The sequence below is a fragment of the Streptococcus sp. STC1396 genome, assembly GCF_058933875.1.
Window position 1 is genome coordinate 1 of the sequence record NZ_JBZYCU010000051.1, and the last position, 1258, is coordinate 1258.

Consider the following 1258-nt stretch of genomic DNA (forward strand, 5'->3'; position numbering starts at 1 on the left):
TAGCATTTGAGTAAGGAAGTTCCAAAGCATTGATAATCTTGTCCCTCTCTTTTAAAAAGGTCTTAAAAACAGTTAGAAAGATAGGATTTATACAAGAAATTGTATCTTCAATGAGTCCAAAGAAATGTTCAGCTTGTTTCTCTTGAAAATGAAAAAGCAAGAGTTGGTAGAGGTCATAGTGTTCTCTGAGTTCTTGAGAGTAAGAGAGCAGCTTTTCCAAAATCTCTTTGTTGGTCAAATGCATACGAAAAGTCGGACGATAAAAGCGTTTATGACTTAGTTTTCGACTGTCTTGTTGAATGAGTTTCCAGTAACGTTTCAGTGCCTTATATTCGTGCGATTTTCGATCCAATTGATTCATGATTTGAACACGGACACGACTCATAGCACGGCTAAGATGCTGTACAATGTGAAAACGGTCGAGGACGATTTTAGCGTTTGGAAATAGTTTTCTGGCAATATCGTAGTAGGGACTAAACATATCCATTGTAATGACTTTAACGCGGTTTCGGACCTGCCTGGAATAGCGCAGAAAGTGATTGCGAATGGTTGCTTGCGTTCGTCCGTCCAGAATTGTGATGACCTTGAGCGAGTCAAAATCCTGCGCAATGAAGCTCATCTTTCCCTTCTTGAAGCCAGCTGAAACAGTCTCTCCCCAGACTGTTTCACTCCCAAGACATGTGAGTTGGAAGATAAGATAAATCTGTCTTGAATTTAAACTCTTTCAGTTTACGAATGACGGTTGACGTGGAAACTGCTAAGCTTTCAGCGATGGCCGTCATAGAGACTTTCTCGATCAATTTTTGAGCGATTTTCTGGTTGACGATGGTTGCAATTTGGTGATTCTTCTTGACTAAGGACGTTTCTGCGACAGCTACTTTCCCGCAATCCTGACAGCGGAAACGGCGTTTCTTTAACCGAATCAATGTCTTATATCCCGCACACTCTAGGTAGGGGATTTTAGATTCTTTTTGGAAGTCATATTTAGCCATTTGTCCTTGACAGTGAGGGCATTTAGGTGCAGGATAATCTAGCTTGGCGATGATTTCCTTGTGTGTTCCAGCATCTACATAATCTAAAATAGTGATGTTAGGGTCTTTTATTCCCAGTAAGTTTGTGATAAAATTTAACTGTTCCATAAGATTCTTTCTAATGATGGTTTCGTTGCTTTTCATTATAGGTCATATGGGACTTTTTTTCTACAACAAAATAGGCTCCATAATCCCTGCGGTGGATTTACCCACTACAGAAATTATAG

Annotated in this window: 1 pseudogene; it reads right to left on the reverse strand. The window is 39.7% G+C overall.

What is annotated here, in order from left to right:
• Window positions 1-1139: pseudogene (locus tag AC5FEC_RS10350) on the reverse strand (ISL3 family transposase); the annotation flags it as partial.
• Between the last annotated feature and the right edge of the window lie 119 nt (window positions 1140-1258).